This window comes from Streptomyces sp. NPDC006733, from assembly GCF_040636125.1.
Classification (GTDB): Bacteria; Actinomycetota; Actinomycetes; order Streptomycetales; family Streptomycetaceae; genus Actinacidiphila.
This window is the reverse complement of sequence record NZ_JBEYJD010000068.1, coordinates 23,654-32,320: the sequence shown is the minus strand read 5'-3', so window position 1 is coordinate 32,320 and position 8,667 is coordinate 23,654. Positions and strand designations below refer to the sequence as shown.

Annotated in this window: 7 protein-coding genes; 1 reads left to right on the top strand and 6 read right to left on the bottom strand. The window is 70.4% G+C overall.

The window, feature by feature from the left end; all coding sequences use genetic code 11:
* Positions 1 to 48: 48 nt before the first annotated feature.
* The 5 genes from ABZ721_RS37325 to ABZ721_RS37305 form a co-directional block, all read right to left on the bottom strand.
* Positions 49 to 1,020 (bottom strand): carbamate kinase, encoded by a 972-nt coding sequence (locus ABZ721_RS37325; RefSeq protein WP_358793257.1) that lies wholly within the window; start codon positions 1,018 to 1,020, stop codon positions 49 to 51.
* A gap of 1 nt (position 1,021) precedes the next feature.
* A complete protein-coding gene (argF, locus tag ABZ721_RS37320) occupies positions 1,022 to 2,044 on the bottom strand; it encodes an ornithine carbamoyltransferase (protein WP_358793256.1) in 1,023 nt (340 codons plus the stop codon).
* A 72-nt stretch (positions 2,045 to 2,116) separates the two neighbouring features.
* Entirely contained in the window at positions 2,117 to 3,367 is a 1,251-nt protein-coding gene (locus ABZ721_RS37315; protein WP_358793255.1) for an arginine deiminase, read from the bottom strand.
* Positions 3,368 to 3,430: 63 nt separating this feature from the next.
* Positions 3,431 to 4,900 carry an amino acid permease gene (locus ABZ721_RS37310; protein WP_358793254.1) on the bottom strand — a complete coding sequence of 490 codons (1,470 nt, stop codon included), beginning with the start codon at positions 4,898 to 4,900 and terminating at the stop codon, positions 3,431 to 3,433.
* A 126-nt stretch (positions 4,901 to 5,026) separates the two neighbouring features.
* Positions 5,027 to 5,902, bottom strand: a complete 876-nt coding sequence (locus ABZ721_RS37305) for a slipin family protein (RefSeq protein WP_358793253.1) — start codon at positions 5,900 to 5,902, stop codon at positions 5,027 to 5,029.
* A gap of 441 nt (positions 5,903 to 6,343) precedes the next feature.
* On the opposite strand from ABZ721_RS37305, the gene ABZ721_RS37300 reads away from it, so the two are divergent.
* Positions 6,344 to 7,930 (top strand): oleate hydratase, encoded by a 1,587-nt coding sequence (locus tag ABZ721_RS37300; RefSeq protein ID WP_358793252.1) that lies wholly within the window; start codon positions 6,344 to 6,346, stop codon positions 7,928 to 7,930.
* Here ABZ721_RS37300 and ABZ721_RS37295 read toward each other — a convergent pair.
* Positions 7,923 to 8,243 (bottom strand): hypothetical protein, encoded by a 321-nt coding sequence (locus ABZ721_RS37295; protein WP_358793251.1) that lies wholly within the window; start codon positions 8,241 to 8,243, stop codon positions 7,923 to 7,925. The two genes, ABZ721_RS37300 and ABZ721_RS37295, sit on opposite strands and share 8 nt — an antisense overlap.
* Positions 8,244 to 8,667 lie beyond the last annotated feature (424 nt).

The window sequence follows — 8,667 nt, the reverse complement described above, 5'->3', positions numbered from 1 at the left end:
GGCGGTCTCCTGACGCCCGGCCCGGGTCCACGCCCCGGGCCGGGGACCTCATCCGCGGCTGAACGCCGCCGCGGTCGCTCCCGTCGTGTTCCGGCTGCTGGTGCCGGGCGCCTCGGAGGGAACCAGGGCGGTTCCGGCGTCGCCCGCAAGGACCGCGGCGGCGGCGTCGAGCGCGCCGATGGCGGCCGGCCGGCCCGTGGTGTCGACGAAGGACCGGCAAGCCGCGATCTTGGGTCCCATGGACCCGGCGGGGAAGTGCCCCGCCTGCGCGTCGTCGAGGGTCAACCGGCGCAGCGGCGCGGCCTGCGGGGTGCCGAAGTGGTCCATCACCGCGGGCACGTCCGTCAAGATCAGCAGTCGGTCCGCGGTGGTGGCCACCGCGAGCAGGGCGGCCGTGGCGTCCTTGTCGACCACGGCCTCCACCCCGTGCAAGCGGCCCGCGGCGTCCTCGGTGACCGGGATGCCGCCGCCTCCCCCGCAGATGACGATGGCTCCGTGGTCGAGCAGGCGGTCGATCGACTCCTGCTCGATGATCCGCTGTGGTTCGGGGGAGGCGACGACCCGGCGCCAGCGGTCGCCGTCCACCGCGATCGTCCAGCCGTGCCGGTCGGCGAGGTGTCGGGCCTGCTCGTGCGGGTAACCCGGACCGACGAACTTCGTCGGTGCGGCGAAGGCAGGATCGGATGCGTCGACGAGCGTCTGGGTGATGAGGCTCATGACGGGCTTGTGGACTCCCGCGTTGCGCAGCGAACGGCCCAGCCAGTAGCCGATCATTCCCTGGGTCTGCGCGACCAGCACGTCGAACGGGTACGGATGGGTCAGTTCCGGGTCGTTCTCGCTCTCCAGGGAGAGCATCCCGACCTGCGGCCCGTTGCCGTGGCAGATGATCAGCTCGTGCTGGAGTGCCAGCGGGGCGAGGGCCCGGGCGGCGGCGCGGATGTGCTCGACCTGCACGGTGGCGTCGGGCCGCTCACCGCGCCGCAGCAGGGCGTTGCCGCCGATCGCGACCACGAGGCGCATCTCAGACGCCCAGGGCTGCGACGAGGACCGCTTTGATGGTGTGCAGGCGGTTCTCGGCCTGGTCGAAGACCACCGCGTGCGGTGACTCGAACACGTCGTCGGTGACTTCCGCGCCGTCGAGGCCGAAGCGGTCGAACAGCCGGCGGCCGAGCTGGGTGCTGCGATCGTGGACGGAGGGCAGGCAGTGGAGGAATTTGGTGTCGGGCTTGCCGGAGGCCAGCAGCACCTTCTCGGTGACCCGGTAGGGCAGCAGCTGCGGGATGCGGGTGCTCCACTGCTCGTCCGACTCCCCCATGCTGACCCAGACATCGGTGTAGACGAAGTCGACGCCCGCCACGCCCTGCGCGACGTCCTCGGTCACCAGCACCCGGGCCCCGCTGCTCACAGCGAGCCGGTCGGCTTCGGCGATCACGTCCTGCGGGGGCCACAGCGCGCGGGGGGCGGCGATCCGCACGTCCATGCCGAGCAGTGCCCCGGTGATCAGCAGGGAGCGGGCCACGTTGTTGCGGCCGTCGCCCAGGAAGCAGTAGGCGATCTCCTCGACGGGCCCGGGGTGGTGCTCGGTCATCGTGAGGACATCGGCAAGCATCTGGGTGGGGTGCCAGGCGTCGGTCAGTCCGTTCCATACCGGCACGCCCGCGTGCTCCGCCAGCTCCTCCACGGTGTCCTGGGCGAAGCCGCGGAACTCGATGCCGTCGAACATCCGGCCCAGGACCCGGGCGGTGTCGCGGATCGACTCCTCGCGTCCGATGTGGGATCCCTCCGGCCCGAGGTAGGTCACGTGCGCGCCCTGGTCGTGGGCGGCGACCTCGAACGCGCAGCGGGTGCGCGTGGAGCTCTTCTCGAACACCAGGGCGATGTTCCGGCCGGTCAGCTGGGGGCGCTCGGAGCCGTTCGCCTTGGCGGCCTTGAGCTGCCCGGCCGCGGTGATCAGGGCCAGGAATGCCGCCTTGTCGAGGTCGAGTTCCTTCAGGAGGGAGCCGGGGCGGCGGTGGGTGGCGGTCGTGGTCGTCGCGGTGGGCATGGTTCCAGTCCTCACAGTGGGCTGATCAGGGTCTTGGGCGGGTGCGCCGGACCGGGGGTGGCGGGGGCGGGGTCAGATGCCGTCGCGCTGGGTGGGACAGGTCATGCAGCGCGCGCCGCCCCGGCCCCGGCCCAGTTCGCTGCCCGGGATGCTGAGGACCTCGATGCCGTGGTCCCGGAGCATCGCGTTGGTGACGGTGTTGCGTTCGTAGCCGACCACGACGCCGGGGGCGAGGGTGAGGAAGTTGTTGGCGTCGTCCCATTGCTCGCGTTCCGCGGCCCGCGCGTCCTCCTCGGCGGACAGCACCCGGATCTTGTCCAGGCCCAAGGCGTCCGCGATGGTGGCGAACAGGTCGTCGCGCTGCTCGACGTGCAGGTGGCCGGTGTCGTGCTCGACGGTCTCGTGCGGGTCGGCGGGGGTGAGCACCCAGGTCCGCAGGGACTTCGGATCGAGGTAGGGGTAGCGGACGAAGGTGTCGACGTCGATCATCGTCAGCACGGTGTCCAGGTGCATGAAGGCGTGCGACTTGGGGAGCTCGACGGCGATCACGGTGGTGGCCTGGCCGCTGCGGAACAGTTCGCGGGCCAGGATCTCCACACCCGTCGAGGTACTGCGCTCCCCCATCCCGATCAGGACGACCCCGCGGCCCAGGACGTGGATGTCGCCGCCTTCGAGGGTGGCCGGCTGGTGGTGGGTGTCGTCGTTGCCGTAGTAGACCGGGAAGGTCGCGTCGGCGAACAGCGGGTGGAAGGCGTACACGGCCCGGCTGTGCAGGGACTCGCGTTGCCGGGCGGCCTTGGCCATCGGGTTGATGGTGACGCCGCCGTAGATCCAGGCCGAGTTGTCGCGCTGGAACAGCGTGTTGGGCAACGGGGTGAGGACGAAGTCGTCCAGGTCCAGGGTCTGCCAGCGCAGGCTGCGCACCTGCAGGGGCGACAAGTCCGCCCGGGTCACGCCGCCGATGAGCAGTTCGGCCAGCGTCGCGGGGTCGGCCGCGTCAGCGAGCCGCCGCAGGGGCGCCGCCAGCGCCGGGCCCACCAGCTCGGGCGTGCAGATGCGGTCCAGGACGAAGGCCCGTGCCTCCGGCCGCTCGAGCGTCTGGGCGAGCAGGCGGTCGAAGTGGTGGACGGTGGTGCCGCGGTCGCGCAGGACCTGGACGAAGGTGTCGTGCTCCTCGCGGGCTTTGTCGGCCCACAGCACGTCGTCGAAGAGCAGTTCGTCGCAGTTGCCGGGGGTCAGGCGGTTCAGTTCCAGGCCGGGGCGGTGGACGATGGCCTCGCGCAGGTGGCCGACTTCGGAATGCACGCCGAAAGGGCGGGTCATGAGGGTCTCCTGGGCAGGTGGGGACGATCGGGGACCGGTTCCCGACGGGGTCGGGAACCGCGGTCACGTCGTGGGCGCCGCGGGGGTCTTCTGCGCAGCCGCAGGCCGGCGCGGGCCCGTGGCGGCGCGGGGCACGGGGGGCTCGCCGGCCGCAAGGACGGGGCTCTCGCCGTACTCATGGCGGGCGGCCTTGAGCCAGATGTAGACGGGCAGGCCGAGCAGGAGGCAGAACAGCCCGTAGTAGACGGCCTGGTAGCCGCTGCCGGCGAGGGACCAGAACGAGAACGCCAGGGCGGTGGCCGAGACCCCGCAGTCCCGCAGCAGATGCGGCCACCGGGTCTGGCGCCCGCGGGCCAGCAGCCAGTACAGCTGCGCGCCGGCACTGAAGATGTAGGGGATCACGGCGGTGACCACGGACAGCAGGACGAGGGTGGTGAAGACCTTCTCGAACTGGCTGTAGCTGACGGCGGTCAGGACGGAGGCGAGCAGCGTCGAGCTGATGATCCCGAATGCCGGGACGCCCTTGCGGGTGCGCCCGAAAGCGGCCGGGAACAGGCGGTCCTTGGCCGCGGCCATCGGCATCTCGGCGACGATGAGGGTCCAGCCGATCAGGGCGCCCAGCCCGGAGACGATCGCGGCGACCGCGACGGCCTGGCCGGCCCAGCGGCCGCCGAAGATGGCGTTCGCGGAGTCCGTGAACGGCGCGGTCGAGGTCTGCAGGGCCGCGTTGGAGACGGTGCCGAACACCGTCACCGTGCCCAGGATGTACACGATCGCGCAGCCGACGGTGCCGAGGATCGTGGCCCGGCCCACGTTGCGCTGCGGGTCCCGCACCCGGCCTGCGGCGACCGACGCGGTCTCGATGCCGAGGTAGCTGAAGAGCGCGATGGCGGCGGCGGCGGAGATCGCCGCACTGGCGGAGGTGCCGCTGGCGTTGAAGGCCCCGAAGTTGTGCGCCTTGACGAACAGCAGCCCGACGGTGGCCATGAACAGCAGCGGCACGAACTTCAGCACCGTGGTGACGATCTGGGTGATGGCCATGTTCCGGACCCCGGAGAGGTTGATGATCGCCGGAATCCACAGCCCCACCATGGCGATGGCGATCGACCAGGCCTTGGCGTGGCCGGTGTTCCAGAACACCTCCACGTACCCGACCCAGGCCACGACGATCGCCGCGTTGCCGGCCCACGCCGTGATCCAGTAGGACCACGCGTTGAGGAAGCCCGCGAAGTCACCGAAGGCGTCCCGGGCGTAGACGTACGGCCCGCCCGATCCGCGCACTCGCTTCGACAGCGCCCCGAACGTGAAGGCCAGCGCCAGGGCCCCGACGGTGACCAGCACGAACGCGACCAGGCTGATCGGCCCGTAGGGAGCCAACGCGGTCGGCAGCGCGAACACCCCCGTGCCGATCACGGAGCCGATCACCAGCGCGGTCGCGGTCGGCAGCCCGAACATCCCCTTCCCGGCTGCGGACTGTGGGGGGCTGGGCGCCTGGGCGCCGTCAGCCGCGGGGGCTTTGACTTTCGCGGTCACGGAAACGTCCTCACTGGTGAGCTCTGGGGGTCGGTGGATACGGCGGGGCGGGGCGGAGCGAGGGCCGGGCGGGGCGGGGGCCGGGCGCCGGGCGTCGGGCCCAGCCGGCTCCGGCCGGGGCGACGGCTACCTGCCGTTCGCGCGCGGGCCGCCGTTGGAGGCGACGGCGAGGGCCTCGGGCGGCGAGCTCTCGACGCCCCCGGACGCGAGCTCGGGCGATGCTTCCGCGTCCTGGGGTGCCGGCGGGGCGACCGGGATGGCAGCGGCGCTCTCCCGGGCCAAGAAGGAGCCGAGTTCGCCGATGGTGCTCATCAGCGGGGCGGGGAAGACGACGGTGGTGTTCTTGTCCACGCCGATCTCGACCAGGCTCTGCAGGTTGCGCAGTTGCAGGGCCAGCGGGTGGGCCATCATGACGTCCGAGGCGTCACCGAGGGCCGCGGCGGCCAACGATTCACCCTCAGCGTTGATGATCTTCGCGCGCTTCTCGCGCTCGGCCTCGGCCTGGCGGGCCATCGCCCGCTTCATGCTGTCGGGCAGCTGGATGTCCTTCAGCTCCACCAGCGTCACCTGCACGCCCCACTCGACCGTGGTCACGTCGAGGATCTCCCGGATGTCCAGGTTGATCGTGTCGGTCTCGGACAGCGTCTCGTCCAAGGTGTGCTGGCCGACGACCTTGCGCAGCGTGGTCTGCGCGATCTGATCGATCGCCGCGTACACGTTCTCGATGGCGACCACGGATTTCACCGGGTCGACGACCCGGAAGTAGGCGACCGCGGACACGTCCACGCTCACGTTGTCGCGGGTGATGATGCCTTGCGACTGGATCGGCATGGTGACGATCCGCAGCGACACCCGGTGCAGGACGTCGACGAACGGAATGATCAGCCGCAGGCCGGGCTTGCGCTCGCCGAGCACCCGGCCGAGCCGGAACAGCACCCCTTGCTCGTACTGCTTGACGATCTTCATGGCCATCGCGCAGAGCAGCAACAGGAGCAGGAGCACAGCAGCAAGGATCAAGACGGGCATGACGTGCCTCGGTTCGCTTGGCGGGCGAGAGCATTGCCGGCGGCCACGGCTATCGGGCCGGCCGGCATCTCCCGCCACCTCAGATCACGGCTCAAGCGCCGTCTGCCCTCATCCTGCTGCGGCCGAGCAGCGGGATGCAGGGCCCGGTGGGGCCCACCGAGGGGCCATTGGTCCCGCAGGTGGGAGGGTGAACGGCTACGGGGCCTTCGCGCCGGGCTCCTACCAGACCGTCGCACCGCCACCCGCTCCGCTCAGAAGGGACCAAGGGCCCTCCCCCGGGTACCGGACAGCCCACGCCGGCAGCGGCCTGCGAGACGTTGGCTGGGTATCCAGCGTCGGAGCGCCCTGTCCACCGGACAAGGCCAGCTCGACGCAGCGGTCCCAGAGGTCTGGGCGGCATCGAAGGGGAACCAGCGCATGGACACAGCACGGCACACCCGGGCCTACTTGGTCGGCGGCGGCATCGGAGCCCTCGCGGCAGCGGTGTTCCTGATCCGGGACGGCGGCCTCCGCGGCGAGAACATCCATATCCTGGAAGAGCTCCCCGTCGCGGGCGGCTCTCTGGACGGCTGTGGCGACCCGGATACGGGCTATGTGACGCGCGGCGGCCGGATGCTCGAGGAGGAGGCGTACGTCTGCCTGTGGAATCTGCTGGAGACCATCCCGACACTGGACGACGCGAACCTCTCCGTACTGCAGGAGACGCAGGAGTTCAACCGCCGTACGACGACCCACGCCAAGGCCCGGCTCATTGCCGACGATCGCTCCATCCTCGACGCCGGCCAGCTCGGCTTCAACGCCCGGGACCGGGTCGACCTGGCCCGCCTGCTGGCTCTGCCGGAGTCCGTGATCGGCCCCCGCCGGATCGAAGACTTCTTCTCCCAGCACTTCTTCGACACCAACTTCTGGACCATGTGGCGCACCACCTTCGCCTTTCAGAATTGGCACAGCGCCATCGAGCTCAAGCGGTACTTCCTGCGCTTCATGCAGGAGTTTCCGCGCATCCACACCCTCGCCGGGGTACGGCGCACCCGCCTCAACCAGTACGACTCCTTGGTCCGCCCGGTGCAGAAGTGGTTGGAGGACCACGGCGTACGGATCGAGTACGGCGTGACGGTCACCGACGTGGACTTCGTCGGGGGCCCGGATCGCCGGCGGGCGTCACGGATCGAGTTCCAGCAGGACGGCCGCCAGGGCAGCTACGACCTCGGCCCGCAGGACTACGCCTTCATCACGCTGGGCTCGATGACCGCCGACAGCGCCTACGGCGATGACGACACCGCACCCGAACTGATCCGCGACAAGCGCGACGGCGGCTGGACCCTGTGGGAGACCCTGGCCGGCAAGGCGGAGGACTTCGGCCGCCCGAGCGCCTTCAACGCCGATGTCGACGAGGCCAAGTGGGAGTCCTTCACCCTCACCATGCGCAGCCCGGCGCTGCTGAAGCGAATCGAGGAGTTCTCCGGCAACGCACCGGGCACCGGCGGCCTGATGACGTTCAAGGACTCGAACTGGCTGATGTCCGTCGTGGTGCCCTTCCAACCGCACTTCGACGGCCAGCCCGAGGACGCCTTCACTCTCTGGGGATACGGCCTGTTCGTCGACACCGAGGGCGAAATCACCGGGAAGAAGATGTCGGACGCAACCGGCCAGGAGGTTCTCACCGAACTCCTCGGCCACCTGGGGTTCCAGGACATCGCGGAAGAGGTCGCTGCGACCACGACGGTGCGCACCGTGATGATGCCGTACATCACCAGCCAGTTCGAGCGGCGCAGTGTTCGGGACAGGCCCCGGGTGGTCCCGGCAGGAGCGGCGAACTTCGCCTTCCTCGGGCAGTTCGTCGAGATTCCCGAGGACGTGGTGTTCACCGTCGAGTACTCGATCCGCGGTGCCATGCACGCGGTGTACGGGCTCCTGAACGTCGACAAGGAGATCCCGGGCATCTACCACGCCCTGTCCGACCCCAAGACGGCCTTCGAGGCGTTGAAGACCGCTTTCAGCTGAGGCGATGGTGCCGGTTCAGCCGGATTGTGTGCCGCTCTGCCGAAGGACGGTGAACGACGTTCCAGGGCGCTGCGGGGAGGTCGGTGTGGACGAACATCCCGTCCGTGGCGCGGCAATACACCGCCCGCCGTGCGACGGACGGCCGATCCATCGAGGACAGCGTCCAGCGCCGGGTGGGGTCTTCCAGCCGGCCACGGAAGCGCTCCTCCTGGACGGCGTCGACCCGGGAGTTGAACCGGCCACCCTCGACCCGCACCCACTCCTGCACCGTGACCAGGTCCGTCTGCGGCCGCAGCAGCTCGCACTCGTACAACCACCGCGGCGGCGCTCCTGGCCCGAGGGCCGCGTTGAGGACTGCCTGCCGGACGCCGCGGCACCCTCTCTCGACGGGCGGGTGGCGACCATCCGCGCTGTGTCCGCTCGAGACAGCGGGCCGGCCGGATCCCCGGCCGGGCCCAAGTGGCCCAAGCCAGCGGCTGCGCTTCCGACCAGGCCGTAGCCGAGGGATTTCGGAGTGGGTGTCGGCCCTGCGGAGCCGTTCCCACGCCAGAAGGCCTCGGGTGGGGCCCAAGCCGGCCCTCCGACCCGGTCCACGAAGGGCGTGGGCGGATGCCAGGGCCCGGAGGGCGGCAGGCCAGTGGAACGACCGCAGCCGGGGCCGGCCCGCAGGCCGGCCCCGGCTATTTCAGTGGCCGAGAGCCAAGTGCGAAGCTGAGATTACGGCTTCTGTCTCTCGA